The sequence below is a fragment of the Aquabacterium sp. A08 genome (genome assembly GCF_011742065.1).
The window spans coordinates 1-20,134 of sequence record NZ_JAAQQT010000610.1; the positions used below are offsets into that span (position 1 = coordinate 1).

The 20,134-nt window shown below is 69.6% G+C and carries 22 protein-coding genes; 7 read left to right on the forward strand and 15 right to left on the reverse strand.

Going from position 1 to position 20,134, the window contains the following annotated elements:
- Nucleotides 1-64 precede the first annotated feature (64 nt).
- From HA630_RS09955 to HA630_RS09965, 3 genes are all read right to left on the reverse strand, one after another.
- Nucleotides 65-2,410 carry a TonB-dependent receptor gene (locus HA630_RS09955; RefSeq protein WP_166834417.1) on the reverse strand — a complete coding sequence of 782 codons (2,346 nt, stop codon included), beginning with the start codon at nucleotides 2,408-2,410 and terminating at the stop codon, nucleotides 65-67.
- A 263-nt stretch (nucleotides 2,411-2,673) separates the two neighbouring features.
- Nucleotides 2,674-3,060 (reverse strand): DUF2946 domain-containing protein, encoded by a 387-nt coding sequence (locus HA630_RS09960; RefSeq protein WP_166834419.1) that lies wholly within the window; start codon nucleotides 3,058-3,060, stop codon nucleotides 2,674-2,676.
- Between the two features lie 22 nt (nucleotides 3,061-3,082).
- Nucleotides 3,083-3,721 carry a histidine phosphatase family protein gene (locus tag HA630_RS09965; protein ID WP_166834421.1) on the reverse strand — a complete coding sequence of 213 codons (639 nt, stop codon included), beginning with the start codon at nucleotides 3,719-3,721 and terminating at the stop codon, nucleotides 3,083-3,085.
- A 103-nt stretch (nucleotides 3,722-3,824) separates the two neighbouring features.
- Here HA630_RS09965 and HA630_RS09970 point away from each other — a divergent pair, with 103 nt between their 5' ends.
- The gene (locus tag HA630_RS09970) at nucleotides 3,825-4,805 is read left to right on the forward strand and encodes a chemotaxis protein (protein ID WP_166834423.1); all 981 of its coding nucleotides are present in this window, start codon (nucleotides 3,825-3,827) and stop codon (nucleotides 4,803-4,805) included.
- Nucleotides 4,806-4,873: 68 nt separating this feature from the next.
- Here HA630_RS09970 and HA630_RS09975 read toward each other — a convergent pair whose 3' ends face one another.
- Genes HA630_RS09975 through HA630_RS09995 form a run of 5 tightly spaced genes read right to left on the reverse strand, consistent with a single transcriptional unit; the run spans nucleotide 4,874 to nucleotide 8,175 of the window.
- Nucleotides 4,874-5,572 (reverse strand): hypothetical protein, encoded by a 699-nt coding sequence (locus HA630_RS09975; protein ID WP_166834425.1) that lies wholly within the window; start codon nucleotides 5,570-5,572, stop codon nucleotides 4,874-4,876.
- A 21-nt stretch (nucleotides 5,573-5,593) separates the two neighbouring features.
- Nucleotides 5,594-6,535 carry a tRNA 2-thiocytidine(32) synthetase TtcA gene (gene ttcA, locus HA630_RS09980; protein WP_166834427.1) on the reverse strand — a complete coding sequence of 314 codons (942 nt, stop codon included), beginning with the start codon at nucleotides 6,533-6,535 and terminating at the stop codon, nucleotides 5,594-5,596.
- Between the two features lie 10 nt (nucleotides 6,536-6,545).
- Nucleotides 6,546-6,926 (reverse strand): dihydroneopterin aldolase, encoded by a 381-nt coding sequence (locus tag HA630_RS09985; RefSeq protein ID WP_101049103.1) that lies wholly within the window; start codon nucleotides 6,924-6,926, stop codon nucleotides 6,546-6,548.
- On the reverse strand, nucleotides 6,923-7,345 hold the full coding sequence (locus HA630_RS09990) for a dihydroneopterin aldolase (RefSeq protein WP_243855432.1): 423 nt from the start codon (nucleotides 7,343-7,345) through the stop codon (nucleotides 6,923-6,925). Before HA630_RS09990 ends, HA630_RS09985 begins: the two co-directional genes overlap by 4 nt.
- Entirely contained in the window at nucleotides 7,342-8,175 is an 834-nt protein-coding gene (locus tag HA630_RS09995; protein WP_166834429.1) for an SDR family oxidoreductase, read from the reverse strand. Before HA630_RS09995 ends, HA630_RS09990 begins: the two co-directional genes overlap by 4 nt.
- Nucleotides 8,176-8,250: 75 nt before the next feature.
- Here HA630_RS09995 and HA630_RS10000 point away from each other — a divergent pair, with 75 nt between their 5' ends.
- From HA630_RS10000 to trxC, 3 genes are all read left to right on the forward strand, one after another.
- Nucleotides 8,251-9,372, forward strand: coding sequence for a class I SAM-dependent methyltransferase (locus HA630_RS10000; protein ID WP_371809237.1), 1,122 nt, complete (start codon nucleotides 8,251-8,253; stop codon nucleotides 9,370-9,372).
- 10 nt (nucleotides 9,373-9,382) lie between these two features.
- Nucleotides 9,383-9,577 carry a DUF2905 domain-containing protein gene (locus HA630_RS10005; protein ID WP_166834431.1) on the forward strand — a complete coding sequence of 65 codons (195 nt, stop codon included), beginning with the start codon at nucleotides 9,383-9,385 and terminating at the stop codon, nucleotides 9,575-9,577.
- Nucleotides 9,578-9,662: 85 nt separating this feature from the next.
- Nucleotides 9,663-10,103 carry a thioredoxin TrxC gene (gene trxC, locus HA630_RS10010; RefSeq protein ID WP_166834433.1) on the forward strand — a complete coding sequence of 147 codons (441 nt, stop codon included), beginning with the start codon at nucleotides 9,663-9,665 and terminating at the stop codon, nucleotides 10,101-10,103.
- Between the two features lie 24 nt (nucleotides 10,104-10,127).
- Here the strand turns inward: trxC and HA630_RS10015 are convergent, their stop codons facing one another.
- The 4 genes from HA630_RS10015 to HA630_RS10030 all read right to left on the reverse strand — a co-directional run bounded on the left by HA630_RS10015 (nucleotide 10,128) and on the right by HA630_RS10030 (nucleotide 13,436).
- On the reverse strand, nucleotides 10,128-11,027 hold the full coding sequence (locus HA630_RS10015) for an EamA family transporter (protein WP_166834435.1): 900 nt from the start codon (nucleotides 11,025-11,027) through the stop codon (nucleotides 10,128-10,130).
- Nucleotides 11,028-11,031: 4 nt separating this feature from the next.
- Entirely contained in the window at nucleotides 11,032-12,345 is a 1,314-nt protein-coding gene (locus HA630_RS10020; protein ID WP_166834437.1) for a multifunctional CCA addition/repair protein, read from the reverse strand.
- Between the two features lie 62 nt (nucleotides 12,346-12,407).
- Nucleotides 12,408-13,106: a glutathione S-transferase family protein gene (locus tag HA630_RS10025; protein WP_166834438.1), complete on the reverse strand. Its 699-nt coding sequence runs from the start codon at nucleotides 13,104-13,106 to the stop codon at nucleotides 12,408-12,410.
- Nucleotides 13,107-13,124: 18 nt separating this feature from the next.
- Nucleotides 13,125-13,436, reverse strand: a complete 312-nt coding sequence (locus HA630_RS10030; RefSeq protein WP_166834439.1) for a metal-sensitive transcriptional regulator — start codon at nucleotides 13,434-13,436, stop codon at nucleotides 13,125-13,127.
- A gap of 218 nt (nucleotides 13,437-13,654) precedes the next feature.
- Between HA630_RS10030 and HA630_RS10035 the strand changes: the two genes are divergently transcribed.
- Nucleotides 13,655-14,230: a DUF302 domain-containing protein gene (locus HA630_RS10035; protein ID WP_166834440.1), complete on the forward strand. Its 576-nt coding sequence runs from the start codon at nucleotides 13,655-13,657 to the stop codon at nucleotides 14,228-14,230.
- A gap of 43 nt (nucleotides 14,231-14,273) precedes the next feature.
- Nucleotides 14,274-15,503, forward strand: a complete 1,230-nt coding sequence (locus tag HA630_RS10040) for an OmpP1/FadL family transporter (RefSeq protein ID WP_166834441.1) — start codon at nucleotides 14,274-14,276, stop codon at nucleotides 15,501-15,503.
- 91 nt (nucleotides 15,504-15,594) lie between these two features.
- On the opposite strand, the gene HA630_RS10045 is transcribed toward HA630_RS10040, so the two are convergent.
- Both HA630_RS10045 and HA630_RS10050 read right to left on the reverse strand, forming a co-directional pair.
- Nucleotides 15,595-16,542, reverse strand: a complete 948-nt coding sequence (locus HA630_RS10045; RefSeq protein WP_166834442.1) for a complex I NDUFA9 subunit family protein — start codon at nucleotides 16,540-16,542, stop codon at nucleotides 15,595-15,597.
- 28 nt (nucleotides 16,543-16,570) lie between these two features.
- Nucleotides 16,571-18,565 carry a lytic transglycosylase domain-containing protein gene (locus HA630_RS10050; protein ID WP_243855433.1) on the reverse strand — a complete coding sequence of 665 codons (1,995 nt, stop codon included), beginning with the start codon at nucleotides 18,563-18,565 and terminating at the stop codon, nucleotides 16,571-16,573.
- Between the two features lie 9 nt (nucleotides 18,566-18,574).
- On the opposite strand from HA630_RS10050, the gene HA630_RS10055 reads away from it, so the two are divergent.
- Entirely contained in the window at nucleotides 18,575-19,198 is a 624-nt protein-coding gene (locus tag HA630_RS10055) for a 5-formyltetrahydrofolate cyclo-ligase (protein ID WP_166834443.1), read from the forward strand.
- Between the two features lie 9 nt (nucleotides 19,199-19,207).
- On the opposite strand, the gene HA630_RS10060 is transcribed toward HA630_RS10055, so the two are convergent.
- Nucleotides 19,208-20,116 (reverse strand): DMT family transporter, encoded by a 909-nt coding sequence (locus HA630_RS10060; RefSeq protein ID WP_166834444.1) that lies wholly within the window; start codon nucleotides 20,114-20,116, stop codon nucleotides 19,208-19,210.
- Nucleotides 20,117-20,134: the final 18 nt, after the last annotated feature.

Here is a 20,134-nt window from a genome sequence, read left to right on the forward strand (position 1 = left end):
TGGCGGCGTTCCGGCACCTGGGCCTCGAACCCCCCGCCGCGGCGGGGGGGCTGTTCGAGGCGGCTTAGAACGACTTCGTCACGCCCAGGTACACGTTGCGGCCCATGCCCGGCACGGCGGTGCCCCACTGGGGGTAGTTGGGCAGGGCGGGGTTGCTCATGGTGGTGCCTTGGCCGGTGTACGCGCCGCCGGTGGGCAGCAGGTACAAACGGTCGAACAGGTTTTCCACGCCAAAGTCCACGCGCCAGTTGCCCCAGCGGTAGCTGCTGCGCAGGTGTACCAGCGCGTAGCCTGGGGTGGAGATTTCGTTGCGGGCGCGGGAAACGTCGGTCTTGCTTTGCACCAGCACCAGTTCCACCCGGTTGTCCCAGCCGGCTTGTTGGTGCGTCAAGGTGAGTTTGGCGTTGAGCGGCATCACGTTGTAGAGGCCGTCACCGGTGTCGCGGTTGCGGCCATGCGTGTAACTGAGCAGGCCTTGCAAGCCCCATTGCCCCCAGCCGTTCTGGCCCAGCGGCATGCGGCCCGACAGGTCCAGGCCGTAAAGCCGGGCCGACTGGTTGGCGTACCGCAGCACGCCGAACCGGTTGACCGCCGGTGTGAGCGGGACTGCGTCGATGTAGTCGTCCACCCAGGTGATGTGGGGCGTGACCTGGAAGGCGGAACGCCGGTCGGCGCTGGCCCACGCGTAGGTGGCCGACAGGGTGTCGGCCTTTTCTGGGCGCAGGGCCAGGTTGCCGACGTAGCCGTTGCCGTCGCCCACGAAGTTGTTCATCAGGGCGGCCATTTGCCAGGACGACCAGGCGTAGCGCTCGTAGAGGTTGGGCGAGCGTTCCTTGTGGGCGTAGCCGAATTCCAGCGTTTGCGCGTCGTCCAGCTGCCAGCGGGCCATGGCGGTCAGGTCCACGTTGTGGTCGGTGCGCTGGCGGTCGGCGGCGTTGAAGGCTGCGGCTTCGGCGCCCTGGTTGCCACCACCGGCGGGGTTGTAGCCACGCACCTCGCCGGCGTTCGTGCCCACCCGCTCCACCCGCACGCCCACCAGCCCGGTCCATTGGGCAGACAGTTGGCCTTCCCATTCGGCAAAAAGCGCGGCACGGTCGCGTTGTCCGTTGTTCACGTTCCAGAACGTGCCTGGGAACATGCCGCCGCCCGAGGGCGGCCACCAGTCGTTCAGGGTGTACTGCTGCCACTCGGTGCCCAGGCGCAGCACCCCGTTGTCTTGCAGCCGGACGTCGCCCTTCAGGGTCAGGCCGGTGGTGGTGCCTGCGGTGTACATGGGCATGCCGGCGGCACAACCGCCCATGCCGCCGCTGATCGGTGCACAGGGGTAGCCGTTGAACGGGTCGCCAGGCACGTTGGACTGGCCGCTGTACCAGTAGCGCTTGTCGGCCCCAAAGTCCATGTAGTGGTCCACCGTCTCGTGGTACACGCGGGCCTGCAGTTGGCCCCAGTCCATTTGGCCGGTGTAGCTCAGGTTCAGGCTTTGTTGGTCGTTGCCCAGCAGGTCCATGCGCTGGTTGGGGTAGAGCTGGTACGGCATATCCTGCACGTTCAGTCGGGCTTCCAGCAGGTGCCCCTCGCGCTGCACGGCCACGCTCAGGGCGTGGTTGCGGGTGAGGTAGGCGGTGGAGCCCACTTCGTCGCGTGCCAGGGTGTGACCGGGTCGACCGGTGAAGTCGTAGGTCTTGAAGTCGCCGCCGGCGGTGTAGTTGTCGGCTTGGCTGACAGAGCCGTCGTAGCGCACGCTGGTCCGTTCGGTGGCGTAGGTGGCCGACACGTGGGCGCCTTGCGCGCCGTTGTTGCTGCGGTAGAAAGCGCCCACCTCACCGGTTTGCAGCGGGGTTGTGCCGGGTGGGGCAAACCGGGGGACTTTCGATTCGGCCACGATGCTGCCCCCGATGCTGTCGCCACCCACGCTGACCGGCGAAATGCCTGCGTACACATTCAGGGTGCCCAGCGCCGAGGGGTCCAGGTAGGACAGCGCCGGGTTCATGTGGTTGGGACAGGAGGCGATGAGGTCCATGCCGTCCACCTTGATGCGCAGGCGATCGTCGGCCAAGCCGCGCAGCGCGGGCAGGCCGGAGACGCCGCCGGCCGCGTTGACGGACGCGCCCGCAACGTCCCGCAGCAGGCTGGCGGTGTCGGAGGTGTGGGCCCGTTGCGCGGCCAGGTCGGTGGGGCTCAGGCGTTGCCCTTCGCCCAGGGTCGGAGGGCTGTCGGCCTGGACGGTGACCGTGGCCAGGGTGCCTGGGCTGGTCGGCGTGGCGTGGACTTGGGCGCAGGCGCCGCCCGCGGCGAGGCTGAGCACAGGCAGGGCCAGCCAGGGGCAGGCCCGGTGCAAAGCCGCGGGCAGCGGCAAGAGGCTGTGGGGCGCACGGCGGGGTGCGGGCGTGTCGGTGCCAGGGTGAGGCATGGAGCTTCTCCAGGGGGTTGCAAACAGGGCAGTCGCCGCCGGCGGCGCATCTGCCGCGGGCGCGACCCATCGGGTACCGGGCCCCGGCGGGGGCCGTGTGTTGGGGGCGGGTCGGTGGCGCTGTGGCACACCGTGCTGCCGCTTCAGGTTGGGCCGGTGTGGGCCATGGCGGGGATGACGCGGTGCGGCACCACGGCCAGGCTCTGCCCAAGGGGCAACAGCCGACCTCGGCCATCGGCACGGAGGGCGAACTTAAAGGCGCGTCAGGCGGCGCAGGGCGGTGCGCGCGATTGGGCCGGCAACCAGACGGTGGCGGCGTGTGCGCTGCGGTAGAAAGCGGGGGGAAGGTCGGTCAGCCGGGCCGGCAGAGCCAGCGTGGTCTGGGCCGGCGGACCGCATGCGGCGTCCCCGTGCGGGGTGCACCAGGGGCAGTGCTTGGAGGGGCTGGGTTCGGACGGCGCGGTGTCGGTCGTCACGCCGGTCTCGGCTTGCACCCACAGCATGCCGGTGGCGGTGCACACCTCCACCCAGGCGGGTGGGGCCTGGTGGGCCACCCAGGCCTGCGCCAGGGTCGGGGCGAGCGCGCTCCATACCACCGCCAGCCAGGCCAGCCAAGCGGCGGTGCGGCGGTGAAGTCGCAACCCATTCATGTTTTCATTTTATCAAATTGGCTCAGCTGACGAATTCGTCCCGACCGCCGAGGTTCAGGTGCGCCGCGTCGGCCCAGCCCACCAGGGTCAGGCCATCGGGCGTCCAGAGCACGCGGTTGATGGCGGCGTTGCCCAGCACCCAGGTGCGCGGGGCCTGGAGTGCCAGGCCGGTGCTCAGGCGGTACAGCACGTCCAGCACGCCGCCGTGCGCCACCACCACGATCTGTTCGCCCAGGTGGCGCTCAGCCAGTTCGGTGAAGGTGCGTTCCACCCGTTCGCGCAGCGCCAGCAGCGATTCGCCCCCGGGCGGGGCGAAGTCGGGCACGCGGCGGCGCCACTGCTCGGCCACCTCGGGGTGTTGGGTCTCCAGTTCGGCCCAGGTCGATCCCTGACACACGCCAAAGTGCCGTTCGCGCAGGCCGTGGTGGTGCTGCACCGGCCGCGCCAGCGCGGCGCCGATCGCCGCGGCGGTTTGTGCGGCGCGCTGCAGGTCGCTGGCGTAGACGGCGGTCACGTCCTCGCCGCGCAGGGCCTCGGCGGTGCGTTGCGCCTGCCACAGGCCGGTGTCGTTGAGCGGGATGTCGAGCTGGCCCTGGATGCGGGTGTCCTTGTTCCAGGCGGTTTCGCCGTGGCGGATGGCCAGGATGCGGGTGCAGTGCAAACGAACTCCTTGTGCGGGCGCGCCAACGTGGCGGGGGGCAACGGTTGTGCCTAGAATGGTAACAACCGACGGGCCGCGGGCCCGCCACGCACCAGGAAATCCCATGAGCGCCTCCTCCGTCCAGAAGGACATCGACGAACGCACCAACCTGACCGGCTCCAACAAGTTCGAGATGCTCTTGTTCCGCTTGGGCCCCTCGGCCGGCAGTGACCGGTCCGAGCTGTTTGGCATCAACGTGTTCAAGATCCGCGAGATCGTGGCCATGCCGCCGGTGACCGCGATGGCCGGCGCCCCCCAGCACGTGCTCGGGGTGGTCAACCTGCGCGGCCAGGTGATTCCGGTGATCGACCTCCCGGCGGTGGTGGGCTGCACGCCCCAGACCGGCCTGAACATCATGCTGGTGACCGAGTATGCGCGCACCACCCAGGCGTTTGCCGCCGAGTCGGTGGAGGACATCGTGCGGCTGGACTGGAACCAGATTTTGTCGGCCGACGGCACCGTGGCGCGCGGCTACGTGACCAGCATTGCCCGGCTGGACGGCGACCAGAACAGCACCCGGCTGGCGCAGATCCTTGACGTGGAGTCGATTCTGCAGCGGGTGCTGCCCAACGAGGCAGTGGACGTCAAGGCCGAAACCGTGGGGCCGGTGGTGCGCATCAAGACCGGCAGCGTGGTGGTGGCGGCCGACGATTCCTTCGTGGCGCGCAGCATGATCGAGCAGGAACTGAAGGTGCTGGACCTGCCCTTCGTGATGGCCAAGACCGGCCAGGAGGCCTGGAACCGGTTGCTGGAGATGGCCGCCGACTGCGAGGCCCAGGGCATTCCGGTGCACGACAAGGTGGCGGTGGTGCTGACCGACCTGGAAATGCCCGAGATGGACGGCTTCACCCTGACGCGCAACATCAAGAAAGACCCGCGCATGCGTGGGTTGCCGGTGGTGATCCATTCGTCCCTGACCGGCGACACCAACGAAAACCACGTGCGCAGCGCCGGGGCCGACGCCTACGTGGCCAAGTTCGCGGCCAAGGAACTGGCCGACGTGCTGCGCACCGTGTTGGCGCGCTACGACCACCTGCCGGCCTGAGGCCAGCGATCGGGCCTGGGGACCCGGTTCACCCGGTGCAGGGGCCGACGGGGCGCCTGGGGCTGTGCTCAACGCGGCACGTCGATGACGACGCGACGCGGACCCGTGGGCGGTTGCGGGAAGCCGTCCAGCGCGGCCTGCACCAGGGCTTGCCACAGGACCGGGGTGTCGTGCCAGGGGCCGTCGTGCGCGGCCCGGGTTTCGTAAGCCACCACGCCGGTGCGGGTGTCGCGCAGCAGCACCGCCACTTCGCGCTGGTAATAAGGCGGGGCCATGCCGGCGAAGGGGGGCAGGCGCACCAGCCGACCGCTGCCGGTGACCACGTAGTCGCGCCCGGCCAGCCCGGGGCCGGGCCAACGGTCGACCGGGTGTTCCCAGGGGGCATGGGGCATTTGCAGTGAGCGGGCGCTCACTTCTACCGACCAGCGCGCACCCTGGGGTGCGTCGGCACTGGTCGGGACCAGACCTGCGGCCACCAGGCGTTCGGCCACCCAGCCTTCCAACTGGGTCTGCTCCGGCGCCGCCCGGGTTTGCGACGGCAGGCGCTCGATCCGGAAGCGGTCGCCCGCCGCCGGCGCCGCTTGGGCGGGCCAGCGCGGGTAGCTCTGCACGTCGTTGTCCAGCCGGATGACGCCGGCACAGCCGCCCAGCCACAGCGCCGAGGCGCAGGCCAGGCCGAGCGCGGCCCCGCGCAGGCCGCGACCGAGCCGGCCTGCGCGCAGGGAAGCGGGGGCCGAGGCGGTTGGGGCGGTGACGGCAACGGACATGGTGGGCAGCGCAGGCCGGTGTCAGCCGGCGGACGTCAGGGCAATGACCTGTTCCCCTGGCGGCGTCGGCGCGGCGGGCAGGGGTTCCTCGTCAAAGGCGGTGTCGCCGTTGTCGTCGGGCACGCCGGTGGTCTGCAGCGTCTCGAACGGGAACAGCTGGCGGTCCATCAGGTGGCTGGGCACCACGTTCTGCAGGGCGCGCAGCATGTTGTCCAGTCGGCCGGGGAATTTCTTGTCCCATTCGAGCAGCAGGTTGCCCACCTGCACGCGTTGCAGGTTCTCCTGGCTGCCGCACAGGGTGCAGGGGATGATGGGGTATTGCTGCACCTGCGCCCAGCGGACGATGTCTTTTTCGGCCACGTAGGCCAGCGGGCGGATGACCATGAACTCGCCGTTGTCGCTGACCAGCTTGGCCGGCATACCCTTGAGCTTGGCGCCGAAAAACATGTTCAGGAACAGGGTCTGCAGCATGTCGTCGCGGTGGTGACCCAGGGCGATTTTGTTGCAGCCCAGCTCGCGCGCCACCTTGTACAGAATGCCGCGGCGCAGCCGGCTGCACAGGCTGCACATGGTCTTGCCCTCGGGAATCACCTTTTTGACGACGCTGTAGGTGTCCTGCGTTTCGATGTGAAAGGGCAGGCCCAGCTTGGCCAGGTATTCGGGCAGGATGTGCGCCGGAAAGCCGGGCTGCTTCTGGTCCAGGTTGACGGCCACCAGCTCGAAGTCGATCGGGGCGCGCTGGCGCAGCTTCATCAGGATGTCGAGCAGGGTGTAGCTGTCCTTGCCGCCCGAGAGGCAGACCATGACCCGGTCGCCGGCTTCGATCATGTGGTAGTCGCCGATGGCCTGACCCACCTGGCGGCACAGGCGCTTTTCCAGCTTGTGGTCTTCGCGTTCGATCTTCAGCGCCTGGGCGGCGGAGGCGGGGGGTGCCGGGGTGGCGGTGTCGGGGGTCATGTGCATTCCTCAGGGGTCACCATTGCCCGCTTTCCATGCGGATGGCGACCTCGCAGTCGTCAAAAATTTCCAGTTTCGCGATTTTCACCCGCACACCGATCACGCCGGGCAGCTGCATCAGCCGGTGTGCCAGCTTGCCGATCAGGCTTTCCAGCAGGTTGACGTGTTCGGCGGTGCATTCGTCGATGATGATTTCGCGCACCTTGCGGTAGTCCAGCACGTGGCTGATGTCGTCGTCGTGCGGCATCAGCGGCTGGGTGCCCTGGTTCAGCTCGGCGTCCACCTGGATGGGCTGGGGGCCGGTTTTTTCGTGGTCGAGGATGCCCAGGTTGGCGTCGAAGCGCAGGCCGGTCAGCGTCAGGATCTGGGTGCCGGCTTTGGAGGCGGGGTGGTTCATGGCGAGTCGGGCTTGAGGCGGAACACTTCCACCCCCACCGCTTCGCAGTCGGGGTAGACGTCGGGCTTGCGGGTGGACAGGCGCACCGCGCGCACGCCCGGGTGGGCCAGCAGGCGGTCGGCCAGGTCGTCGCACAGGGTTTCCTGCAGTTCGATGTGGCCTTGCGCCAGCCGCAGCGCCACCTCGGTGCGCACAAAGTCGTAGTCCACCACCTCGTGCAGGCGGTCCAGCGACGGCGTCGAGCGCGCCAGCGGCACCCACAATTCCACGTTGACAAGCAAGCGCTGGGCCACGCCTTTTTCAAAATCGTGCGCGCCGATGTGGGCCTGCACCTCGTGGTTGCGCAGGAACAGACGGCGGCAGGTCAGCGCCAGGTCGTCCATCAGGCTGTGGTGCATGGGCAGGGTCAGGTCGTTCATGGCATCAAAGGGGGGTGGCCGCTGTCCACGGCGAACATCACGTCGCGCGCCAGCGGCACCAGGTGCTGGCCGTTGTCCACGCACAGGGTGGTGCCGGTCAGGCCGGCGGTGCTGGCCAGGAACAGGCAGGTGCGGGCCACGTCGGCCGGGTCGATGGGGCGGCGCAGCAGGTTGACGCGGCTGGCGCGCTCGAAATTCTCGGGCGATTGCGGGCCGCTGAGGAACATCAGCCCCGGCGCCACGCCGCACACCCGCACCTGGGGCGCCAGCGCCTGCGCTTGCAGCGACACCGCGCGTTCCAGGGCCAGCTTGGTCAGCGTGTACGAAAAATAGTCGGGGTTGAGGTTGTAGACCTTCTGGTCCAGCACGTGCAGCACGCAGGCGCTGCCGTGGGCGGCTTCGTTGTCGGCGGCGGGCCAGTCGGCGGCCAGCCGGCGGCCCAGCGCCAGCGGGGCGATCAGGTTGACCTCCAGCTGGCGCCGGGCCAGGTCGGCATCGAAGGTGGCGCCGGTGTCGGGCTCGAAGGCCGAGGCGTTGTTCACCAGGCAGCGCAGCGGTCCGGCCACGGCACGTGCCGCGTCCATCAGCGCGTCGCGGCCGGCGTCGGTGGTCAGGTCGCCGTCCAGCGGGGTGGCTTGGTGGCCCTGGGCGCGCAGTTGCTCGCACAGGGCCAGCGCCGCCGCGCCCGATTGCCGGTACTGGCAGACCACGTGCCAGCCCGCCTGCGCGAACGCGGTGCAGATGGCCGCGCCCAGCCGCACCCCGCCGCCGGTGACGAGCACGGCGGGCGCTGCGGGGGAAGACGGGGCGGGGTACAAGGCAGTGGACATGGAGGCGGCGGGCAAGGCCGGTGGGCGCGGCCACCGTATGATGGCACCGCCCCTTGTTCCCAGAAGCGACCCACCGTGAGCGAACCATCCCCAACCGACCGGCTGAAAGCCCATATTGTCCGCGAGCTGGCCGGCGCCGGCGGCTGGCTGCCGTTTGACCGCTTCATGGCGCTGGCTTTGTACACCCCGGGCCTGGGCTATTACGCCAACGACACCCTCAAGTTCGGCACCATGCCGGGCGGGGGCAGCGACTTCGTGACCGCGCCCGAGCTGTCGCCCTGGTTCGGCCGCACCCTGGGTCGCCAGGTGGCACAAGCCCTGCGCGCCACCGGCACCGATGAGGTGTGGGAATTCGGCGCAGGCACCGGCGCGCTGGCGCACCAAGTGCTGAAGCAACTGCGCGCCGAAGGCGTGGCCGTGCACCGCTACCGCATCGTGGACCTGTCGGGCACCCTGCGCGAACGCCAGCGCGCGCGCCTGGCCGAGTGGGCCGACGTGGTGGACTGGGTGGACCAACTGCCCGAGGCGCTGAACGGCGTGCTGCTGGGCAACGAGGTGTTGGACGCGATGCCGGTGCAACTGCTGGTGCGCCTGAACGGCGCATGGCACGAACGCGGCGTGGCGCTGGCCCCGGCGGCCGACGGCACCGCTGCCTTGGCTTGGGCCGACCGCCCGACCGACCTGCGCCCGCCGCTGGCCGTGCCCGGCCCGCACGACTACCTGACCGAAATCCACCCCCAAGCCGAGGCTTTTGTGCGCACCCTGGCCGAACGCTGGCAGCGCGGCGCGGCCTTTTTCATCGACTACGGCTTCCCCGAGGCCGAGTACTACCACCCGCAGCGCCACATGGGCACGCTGATCTGTCACCGCGCCCACCGCAGCGACCCCGACCCGCTGACCGACCTGGGGCTCAAAGACATCACCGCCCACGTCAACTTCACCGGGGTGGCGCTGGCTGCACAGGACGCCGGCCTGCAGGTGATGGGCTACACCAGCCAGGGGCGCTTCCTGCTGAACGCGGGCCTGCTGGACCTGGCCGCCGAGGCCCCGCTGACCGACCGCGCCCACCTGGCCAAGCTGGTGAACGAGCACGAAATGGGCGAGCTGTTCAAGGTGCTGGCGTTGGCGCCGGCTGCCAGCGCCGACGACTGGCTGCCGCTGGGCTTTGCCCAGGGCGACCGCACCCACACCTTGTGAAGGCCGCCGCATGATCCGCTGGATGATCGTCATCTTTCTGGCACTGGTGCTGATCAGCTGGTTCACCCCTTTGTTGCAAAAGCTGGGTTTCGGCAAGCTGCCTGGCGACCTGCGCTTTCGCGCCTTTGGGCGCGAGTGGTTTTTGCCCGTCACCACCACGCTGCTGCTCAGCGGCGCGGCCAGCCTGATCCAGCGGCTCCTCTGACCTGCGGGCTATACGGTTGCCGGTATCTTGAAAAGGCCGGCAGGGCCTGCACATACATGGCCAGCCGTTACCGAAAGTCTTCGCCATGACCGATCCCCTGCACCTCGTCTGCCCGCACTGCCACACCACCAACCGCGTCGCCCCGGCCCACCTGACCAGCGCGCCGGACTGCGGCAAATGCCACCGCCCGCTGTTCACCGCGCGCCCGGTGGCGCTGGACGAGGGCAATTTCGACAAGCACATTGGCCGCAGCGACCTGCCGGTGCTGGTGGACTTCTGGGCGCCCTGGTGCGGCCCATGCCGCGCGATGGCGCCGGCGTTTGAGGCGGCCGCGGCGCAGTTGGAGCCCGAGGTGCGCCTGGCCAAGGTCAACACCGAAGCCGCGCAGCAACTGGCCGCCCGGTTCCAGATCCGCAGCATTCCCACGCTGGCGCTGTTCCAGGGTGGGCGCGAAATCGCGCGCCAGCCCGGTGCCATGGGGCAGGCCGACATCGTGCGTTGGGTGCGGGCGCACCTGGGGCGCTGAAGCCGGCGGGGGCCGGTGTGCCGCTCAGGCGCCGCGGGCCCGCCAGCGCTGCAGCAGCCGCGCACCGAACAGGTTGACGCCCAGGCCCAGCATCAGCAGCGCGCCCCCGGCCAGGTGCACCGGCTGCAGGGCCTCGTCGAAGGCCAGCCAGCCCGTGGTCAGCCCCACCACCGGCACCAGCAGCGTGAACGGCGAGACCTGGTTGGCCGGGTAGCGCGACAGCAGGTAGGTCCACAGCCCGTAGCCCAGCAGGGTGGCGCCCCAGGCCAGGTAGGCCACCGCCCCGAGCGAGGCCAGGTTCAGCCCCGCCAGTGCGGCGTGCATGGCCTGCGGCCCTTCCAGCCACAGCGACAGGGCCAGAAAGGGCAGCGGCGGCACCAGGCTGGCCCAGACCACGAAGGCGAACTGGTTGATGGGCCCGAGCCGGCTGATCTGGCGCGAGACGATGTTGCCGCACGACCACGACAGCGCCGCGCCCAGGGTGAAGACAAAGCCCAGCCAGGGCATGGCCGCGCCGTGGGCACTGCCGATGCAGCCCAGCCCCAGCGCCGCCAGCCCCAGGCCCACCAGCTGCGGCCGCTGCCAGCGTTCGCGCAGCCACCAGGCGCCCAGCAGCAGCGTGAAAAACGCCTGCGCTTGCAGCACCAGCGAGGCCAAGCCGGTGGGCATGCCCACGTACAGGGCGGTGAACAGCAGCGCGAACTGGCCGACCGAAATCGTCAGCCCATAGGCCAGGTACCAGCGCAGGGGCACCCGGGGCGGGCGCACCAGCAGCACCGCGGGGAAGGCGGCCAGCACAAAGCGCAGGGCGCCCAGCAGCATCGGAGGCAGACCGGCCAGCCCCACCTTGGTGATGGCGAAGTTCACGCCCCACACCAGCACGATCAGCCCGGCCAGCGCCAGGTCTCGGGGTTTCAGACCCATGGTGCTACACCGTGGCGCCCAGGGCCTGGGCCACGGCCTGGGCCCGGGCCTGGGCAATGGCGCGTGCCACTTGCAGGCCAGCCTTGGCTGGGTCGGTGGCGTGGGCCAGCACGGCTTGCGCGATGGGTGCGGTGTCCACTGCCAGCGCCGCGTCCAGCGCCGCGTGCAGGCGCGCGGCCTGGGGGTAGGCGTCGTCCGCGCGGCCCAGGCGGCCGCGGGCGTCGCATTCGCAGGCCCGCAGCACCTCGGCAAAGCGTTGCGGGCGGCGGATCGCGTCGCAGCGTTCCAGCAGGCGCAGCGTGGCCTCGGCACCCAGCCCCAGGCTTTGGTGGACGTGGCCGTGTTCGCGCGCCACCACCTCGGCCAGCTCCTTGCAGTCGCGCGGCACCCGCCAGCGCTCGCACACCGCTTGCAGCAGTTTCACGCTGCGCGCTTCGTGGCCGATGTGGCGCGGCAGCACATCGGCCGGGGTGGTGCCTTTGCCCAGGTCGTGGCACAGGCAGGCGAAGCGCACGGTCAGCGGCGTTTGCAGGCGCGCGGCCATGTCGAGCACCAGGTTCAGGTGCACGCCGGTGTCGATTTCGGGGTGGTATTCGGCCCGCTGCGGCACGCCCCAGAGCCGGTCCACCTCGGGCAGCAGCACCTTCAGGGCGCCGCAGTCGCGCAGCAGGCCGAGCATGCGCGAGGGGCGCGGCTCCATCAGCCCGCGCGACAGTTCCTGCCACACCCGTTCGGGCACCAGGTGGTCCACCTCGCCGTGGTCCACCATCTGGCGCAGCAGGGCCTGGGTGTCGGGGGCCACGGTGAATTCGGGCCAGCGGGCGCAAAAACGGGCCATGCGCAGCACCCGCACCGGGTCTTCGTGGAAGGCGTCGGTCACGTGGCGCAGCACGCGGGCCTGCAGGTCGCGCCGGCCGCCGTAGGGGTCCACCAGCGCGGGGTGCTGCGGGTCGAAGCGGCCGTCGGCGTCCAGCGCCGCGGCGGGCAGGGCCATGGCGTTGACGGTCAGGTCGCGCCGGGCCAAGTCTTCTTCCAGGGTGACGTTGGGGTGGGCCTGAAAGGCGAAGCCGTGGTAGCCGCGGGCGGTTTTGCGCTCGGTGCGGGCCAGCGCGTATTCCTCGCGCGTAATGGGGTGCAGGAACACCGGGAAGTCGCGACCCACCGGCAGAAAACCGCGCGCCACCATGGCCTCGGGCGTGGCGCCGACCACGACCCAGTCGCGGTCGGCGTGCGGCGTGCCGTCGGCACCCGGGTGGGGGGTGTGGTAGTGGCCGAGCAGGCCGTCGCGCACGGCCCCGCCCACAAGGTAAATGTCCATCGGCCGATTGTGCCGCGGCGCCGCGCTGCGGGGGCGGATCGCTGTCGCGGCGGCGGCTGGGGTCAGCGGTGCAGGCGGTAGGGCTCCTCGAAGTCGAGGAAGTCCTGCTCGGCCAGGGCGCCGTCGATCCAGGCCTGCACGCCGGGCAGGGCGCGCACCCGCGCCACGTAGGCGGCCACCGTGGGCGACACCGGCAGCGCGTAGCCGTGCAGCCGCAGGCAGACCGGGGCGTAGTAGGCGTCGGCGATGCCGAAGTCGCCGAACAGCATGGGACCGCCGTGGCGGGCCAGGAGGCCTTCCCACAGGGCGCTCAGGCGGGCCACGTCGGCGCGCACGCCGGGCTGGTCGCGCCAGACCAGCGCGCCCACGTCGGGCAGGTGGGCTTCCACGTTCATGGGGCAGGCGTTGCGCAGCGCGGCAAAGCCGCTGTGCATTTCGGCGCAGGCGCTGCGGGCCACGGCGCGGGCCGCCGGGTCGCGCGGCCACAGGGCGTGGTCGGCAAAACGTTCGGCCAGGTACTCGGCCATGGCCAGGGTGTCCCACACCGTCAGCGGGCCGCCGGGGGCGGCGTGGTCCACCAGCACCGGCACCTTGCCGGTGGGGCTCACGCCGGCCAGCGTTTGCTTGAAGCGCGAATCGGCGTCGAACGAATCGAAGCGCACCATCACCTCGTCAAACGGCAGGTTGAACTGCCGCAGCAGCACCCACGGCCGCATCGACCAGGACGAGTAGTTTTTGTTGCCGATGTAGAGCTGCAGCATGGTGCGGGGGTCTGGGGGTCAGGCGTATTTTTCGAGGATGCGGGTGGAGCGTTCCACGTCGGCCTCGGCCTCGGTGCCGGTCACGGCCTCCATCACCGAGCAGGCCATCATCCGGTAGAAGGCTTTGTCCATGGCTTTGCGCGCGGCCGACATTTGCTGGGCAATGTCCTCGCAGGGGCGGCCGCTTTCCACCATGTCGGCCAAGGCGCGCACCTGGCCCTCGATGCGCCGCAACCGGTTGATCACGTCGCGCTGGTGCTCGCTGCGGTAGGCGTTGGGCAGGCGCGTGGTGGCGGGGGCCGCAGCGGCGGTTTTTTTGGCGGTGGGCACGGGGAAAGCCTTTCGGTATGGCCTGAAACAACCAGGAGTGTGCCAAAAAACCGCGGGCGGGTCTGTAAGCGCGGGACAGTCTGTGTCATTGTTTTCTGTAAAACCCTACCCCCTAGGGTAGATACGGATGTGGGCGGTCCAGCCGTCCGGTTACCGTTGGCGCCGGGATTTGATTTATGTCAAACAAAGTGCCCAACAGCACGGACGAGGAGACACGGATGCAGACATGGAAACGCCTGGCCTTGGCCACGGCCACCACCCTGGTATTGGGGGCGACCAGCGGGTGCGGCACCCTGGGCACCATAGGCAAGCTGGAGGACGGGGCCGCCGCCGAAGCCGGCCGGATGTGGGACCGCTGGGTCGATGGCCAGGGCGACATCGCCGTGGCCACCACCTGGGAACGCAAGGTGAAGGCTGGGGTCAGTGCCAGCGACATCGCCGACATCCTCAAACAGGTCGCGGTGGAGCGCAACATGCGCGACGTGGGGGTGTTGCCCCTGTCCAAGGAACTGGAGGCGCGTTCCGGCCAGCCGGAAAAGCACCTCACCGTCTATTCTTACTGCAGCCCGCTGACCGCCCGCAAGATGGTGGACTTCAGCCCGCACATGGCCGCCTACCTGCCTTGCCGCATCAGCGTGGTGGAGCGCGACGACGGCCTGTGGTTGTACACCCTGAACATGGACATGATGGTCAAGATGGGGCGCAAGCTGCCATCGCCCCTGAAAGAGGAGGCCATGGCCGTGCGCGATACGATCCACGAAATGATGGAGAGGGCCTCGCAAGGGGCGTTCTGACGGTTTGGTTCCAACACACCCCCAGCGAACGAGGAGCAAGCAGATGGGCAAACGGATTTCCTGGACACACGCGGCCGTGGCCGCGGCGGTACTGGCCGGCGGTGGTGCCGCCCATGCCACCAACGGCTACATGCCGCACGGTTTTGGCATCAAGGCCAAGGGCATGGGCGGGGCCAGCACCGCGCTGGCGCACGACGGCTTTGCCGGCGTCAACAACCCGGCCTCGTCGGCGTTTGCCGGCAACCGCTGGGAAATCGGCGGGGAGATTTTTCAGCCCAAGCGCTCGGCGGGGTTCGACGGTCTGACGCCGCAGGTGCAGAGCGGCCGGGAGGCATTTCTGATCCCCGAGTTCGGCTCCAACGTGGTCTTGTCTGACAAACTGTCTCTGGGCCTGACGGTCTATGGCAACGGCGGCATGAACACCAGTTACGCCCCGTTCCCGGACAACTCCAACCTGTTTGGCGGCACGGGCAAACTGGGGGTGGACCTGATGCAACTCATCATTGCCCCCACGGTGGCTTACAAGGTGGCAGATGGCCATGCCCTCGGTGTCTCGCCCCTGCTGGTGTACCAACGGTTCAAGGCCTACGGTCTGGACGGCATGGGTCTGCCCAACCAGGGCAACGACCACAGCCGTGGTTTGGGCGTGCGTGTCGGTTACTTTGGCAAGTTGAGCGACAGGGTGAGCGTCGGGGCGTCCTACTCGCCCAAGATCAGCATGTCCAAGTTTGACAAATACGCCAACCTGTTCGCCGAACAGGGCGATTTCGACATTCCCGAGAATTACAGCATGGGTGTGGCGTTGCAGGTGACGCCCACGGTGCAGGTGGCGCTGGATTACCAAGGTATCCAGTACAGCAAGGTCCGCTCGATTGGCAATCCCAGCAACAGCATGGGTGCGCCGGGGTCGGCCGATGCCCCTGGGTTTGGCTGGCAAGACATCAACGTCGTCAAACTGGGGGTTCAGTGGCAAATGAGCCCGCAGTGGACCCTGCGTGCGGGCTACAACGACGGCGACAACCCGATTCGCCCCCAGGATGTTCAACTCAACATTCTGGCCCCGGGTGTCATTGAAAAGCATTTGACCTTGGGAGCGACCTATCGGCCCAACAACCAGGAAGAGTTGAGTTTTGCGGTCTGGCACGGCAAAAACAACGCCGTGAATGGGCCGGCCTATTTGGGTCTGGATGGCGAAAACAACCCGGTTTTTGGGTCGGCCACCATCCGCATGAAACAAAACGGCTTCGGCTTCCAGTACGCCCGCAAGTTCTGACGCTCCAGCCTGGCCTGTGACCCCGTTGCACGGTCACACACACAACAAAGAACCCGGCGCTGGACAGGCGCCGGGTTTTTTAATTCGCCGCTTAGCGCGGTTGGGTGTAGCGCTGGCGGATGCGCAGCAACGGGTCGGCCAGGCCGGCCGTGTCCAGGTAGGCGGCCGCCACCGGCTCCAGCGCCGTGGGCGCAATGCCCAGGTCGGCCTGGGTGGGGGCGGTGCCGCTGGCCACGTTGGGCACTTCCATGGAACTCAGGTTGTCGGTGCTCATCAGCGGTTCGCCGGGCAGGCATTCCATGAACAGGGCCTGGAAATAGCCCAAGGCCCGGGGCAGCCCGAACACCGGCCGCGGGTGGCCCGACAGCCGGCCCGACAGGCGCACCAGATCGGCCAGGGTGTACACCTCGGGGCCCACGCAGTCGTAGGTCTGGCCCACGGCCTGGCCCTGTTGCAGGCTGCGCACCACGGCCTGGGCCACGTCGCCCACCCACACCGGCTGGAAGCGGCTGCAGGCCCCGGCCAGCGGCACCAGCGGCAGGCTGGCCTGCAGGCGCGCGAACAGGTTGAGGAAGCGGTCCCCGGCGCCAAAGATGACGCTGGGGCGCAGTACCGTGAGGTCCAGGCCGGCCTCGCGCAGCACCGCCTCGCCGCGGGCCTTGCTGCGCAGGTAGCGCGACGGCCCATCCACGCTGGCGCCCAGGGCGCTCACGTGCACCAGCCGGCGCACGCCGCTGGCCTGCATGGCGCGGGCCAGGGTCTGCGGCAGGGTCACGTGCACGCGTTCAAACGCCCGTTCGCTGCCGTGCAGGATGGCCACCAAATTGACCACCGCGTCGTGGCCGGGCAGCAGCCGCGCCAGTGCGGCTTCGTCGTGCACGTCGGCCACGGTCACGTCCACCAGCGGCAGGGTCTGCACCGTCTGGGCGTTGACGGGCCGGCGCGTGGGCACGGTGGCCCGGATGCCAAGGCGGTTGAGTTGTTCGCACACTTGGCGGCCGACAAAGCCGGTGCCGCCCAAAACCAGGACTTTTTTCATAAATACGCGCAACAGGAGGGGGGAAGGGTCAGGGAAGGTCGTTGTTCGGGGCCTGGGCGGTGGCCAGGCGCGGGCCGATCGGGGCCAGCCGGTCGCCCAGGCGCTGGGGCTGGCCGCTGATGAGCGCGGCGTAGTTGGTGGTGTTGGCCAGCACGCGCTTGACGTAGTCGCGCGTTTCCTCGAAGGGGATGTTCTCGATCCAGACCGGGGCTTCCAGCACCGGGCCGTTGCGCCAGTTGCGCGGTCGGCCAGGACCGGCGTTGTAGGCGGCCGCGGCCATGGCCATCGAGCCCTCGAAGTCGTCTAGCGCCAGTTTCAGGTAGGCGGTGCCGATGGCGATGTTGGTGTCGCGCTCGGTGATCTGTTCGGGCTTGAAGTCGCGCAAGCCGATGCGTTTGGCCGTCCAGCTGGCGGTGGCGGGCATGACCTGCATCAGCCCCGAAGCGCCCACGTGCGAGCGGGCCTGGGTGATGAAGCGGCTTTCCTGGCGGATCAGACCGTACACATAGGCCGGGTCCAGGCCGATGTCGCGGGCGCGCTGCAGCACCGCGGTACGAAACGGCATGGGGAAACGCTGGGCGTGGTCCACCTCGCCTTGGGTGCGCTTGCTGGTGTTGATGCAGCGGTCCCAGACCTCGCGTTCGCAGGCCAGGTCGGCGGCGGCCAGCAGTTCGCGCTCGGGCATGCCGCCGGGGCTGTGCAGGGCCACGCTGTAGTGCCATTCGCGCACACCTTCGGTGCGCAGGCCCAGCTCGATGGCGGCCAGCGCCCGCTGCAGCCCGGGGTGCTGGCGCGCCGCGGCTTTTTCGGCCGCGGTCAGCGGCGCCGGGGCCGGTGGGGTCACCACCGGGCGGTTCAGCGCCTCCAGCGACAGCTGTTCGTAAAACCCGGCGCTGCCGGCGGTGCGCTCGTACAAGGCGCGGGCCTGGGTACGGGCTTCGGGCGTGCCCTGGGCAGCGTAAGACCGCGCCAGCCAGTAGCGCCAGACCGGTTCCTCGCGCTGTGCTGCCCCCATGGCCAGAATCGCCGCCTGCACCTGCGGCCACTGGCCGGCGCGCAGGGCGGCCCGGGTTTTCCAGGCCAGCAGGTCGTCGTTCAGGTGGCGGTTGTCGGCCTGGGCAAAGTGCGCCATCGCGTCGGGCGACAGGCGTTGCGCGGCCCGTTTGCCGATCACGCCCCAGACCCAGCCCAGCTCCTCGTCGGTGAGCTGCGCCTTCCAGCGCAGGCGCGAGGCTTCGGTGGCGGCGACCTCGGGGTCGCGCACCGCCAGGCGGATCAGCGCCAGCGTCACCAGCTCCTTGGTGCGCGGGCGGATGGCGGTGACCTTTTCGTCCAGGTAACGCGCCGGGTCGGTGTGCACCGTTTGCACCAGTGGTACCCAGGCCGGGTTCAGCAGGCCCACCGCCTGGGTGGCGACGGCGGGCTGGTTGTTTTCCAGGGCCCAGCGGGCGCGATGCCAGGCGGCCTCGGCGGGCAGGTCGCCGCTGGCCAGCAGGCGGCCGGCCAGGGTGGCGCAACCGTCGTCGGCGCGGCGCTGGGCCAGCCACAGGCTGCGGGCCTCGGCGGCCACGCTGGCCAGGGGCCGTTCGCGCTGGGCCAGCAGGGCGTAGCACTGCACCTCGCGGTCGTCCTGCATGCGGTAGTGCGGCAGTTCCTGGGCGAAGGTGGTCCAGTCGCGGGCCTTGCCCAGCTGCAGCAGCCAGTCGTTGCGCAGGCGGTCCTCGTGGTAGGTGCCGGCGTGGCGTTGCAGGAAGGCACGGATTTCGGTCGGGTCCGCGGTCTGGAGGCGCGCCCGCAGTTCCCAGTAGGCGGCCTGGGGCTCCAGCAGGTGGCCCTGCAGTTGGGGCAGCAGGGCGCTCAGGCGCTGGGTGTTGCCGGCCTGGAAGGCCTGGCGCATGTCGAGCAGGGCGCGTTCGGCGCCGGTCTGCGCCCCGGCAGACGGGAGACAGAAGGCGGCGGCCACAGGCAGTAAGATGCGGGTGAGCACCGCCATCAGCCGCTTTGGCGTGGGTGTGAATTGCATAGGGGAATTATGGACAACAAACACCCCGTTGCCCAGCTGGGCCAGGGAGGACTGAAGGCCCAATGGCGCAAACGCCTGGTCGAGGAGCGCCTGCACCTGGAAGACCGCCTGGCGCGCAACGACGCGCTGCAGCGCGTGATGCGTGTGTGGCTGGTGGACCGACCCGACGTGGTCATCGGCGCCTACTGGCCCATCAAGGGCGAATTCGACCCGCTGCCGGCGCTGTTCCGCTGGCAGGAGGCCGGCATGGAGGCCGACGCGCTGGGCGCCAGCCGGCGCCGCCAGATCGGCCTGCCGGTGATCAACAAGGTCACGAAAACGCTGACCTTCCACACCTGGTACCCCGGTTGCCCGATGGAGGAAGACGCCTACGGCATCCCCAAGCCCAAGGACACCGAAACCATCGAACCGACGCTGCTGTTCGTGCCCTGCGTGGGCTACGGCCCGGGCGGCTACCGGCTGGGCTACGGCGGCGGCTTTTACGACCGCACCCTGAGCGAGCTGCGGCCCAGGCCCTTCACCGTGGGGCTGGGGTACACCCACGGTTTCCTGCCCGACCTGGAGCCCGAGCCGCACGACGTGCCGCTGGACGCGATCCTGAACGACAACGGGGTGGTCTGGCCGCTGGCCTGAGCCGCTGGCTCAGGGGTGGTCGACGCTGGTGTGGACCTCGGCTTGGGCGTGGATGCGCTCGTGCCGCACCAGGTACAGCCCGCTGGCCACGATGATGGCCGCGCCCAGCAGGGTGTAGCCATCGGGCAGCGTGTACCACAGCAGCCAGTCCAGCCCCACGCCCCAGGCCAGGGCGGTGTATTCGAACGGCGCCACCGCCGATGCTTGGCCGTGCCGGAACGCTTCGGTGATGGCCAGCTGGCCGCCAAAGCCGGTGAGCGCCAGGGCCAGCAGCAGGCCGGCGTCTTCGGCGCGCAGCGGCACCCAGCCCGGCAGCGCCAGCACCCCGGCGAACAACGCCAGCAGCAGCATGGACCAGAGCACCAGGCTTTCGGGCGCGTCCGTGCGGCACAGCAGCCGCCCCGCCACGGCCGAGGCCGCGTAGCAGGCCGCCGCGCCCAGCACCGCCAGGCCGGCCCAGCCCAGGAAGGCGTCGGGACTGGGGCGCAGCGCCACCAGCACCCCCAGCAGCCCGACCGCCACCGCCCAGCCGTGGGTGCGCGGCACCCGTTCGCCCAGGAACCCCACCGCCAGCAGCGTGATGAGCAGCGGCGCCACGAAAAACAGCGTGTAGGCGTTGGTCAGCGGCAGGCCGCGCACGCCATAGGTGAACAGCCCCAGCATGCCCACCGACAGCACGCCGCGCAGCAGGTGCAGCGGCCAGCGCAAGCGCCAGACCCGGCCCCAGGCGCCGCGCCAGCTCAGGTACACGAACACCAGGGGCAACGCCACCAGGCCGCGCAAGGCAGCGACCTGCAGCGCCGGGTAGTGCGCCGCCAGCAGCTTGAGCACCGTGTCCATGAGCGCAAAAAACCCCACCGCCACGACCATGGCGGTGATGCTGCGCAGGTTGCCGGGGGCGCGGGGTGGGGCGGTCATCGGCGCCGACTATAGCCG